General features: G+C 56.1%; 1 protein-coding gene. It reads left to right on the top strand.

Translation table 11 applies throughout. The features are described from left to right. A partial coding sequence (locus HJV72_RS19140) for a hypothetical protein (protein ID WP_208073464.1) occupies nt 1–194 on the top strand: 194 nt, incomplete at its 5' end. Nucleotides 195–223: the final 29 nt, after the last annotated feature.

Here is a 223-nt window from a genome sequence, read left to right as displayed (position 1 = left end):
CACTTGCGTGGCAGCATTTGGCGCTGTCGTGGCAGCTTGTGGCGTTTTTGAGCCGTATTTCAGACTTGGAAAACACCCTACCTTTGCACCCAAGCGGCAGGGCAAAGCCGAAAGCGCGCACCGCAGACCCCGGCTCCGTCCTTCTTTTGGGCAGCAGAAAGGTATCGGGCGACCGATGCCTTATAAATGGGTAATGGCAGGTCTATCCCCAATCCGTTTACCA

The sequence above is a fragment of the Extibacter sp. GGCC_0201 genome (assembly GCF_017566055.1).
Classification (GTDB): Bacteria; Bacillota; Clostridia; order Lachnospirales; family Lachnospiraceae; genus Extibacter.
The sequence above is the reverse complement of the archived record's forward strand: the minus strand, read 5'-3'. Positions and strand labels throughout refer to the sequence as shown.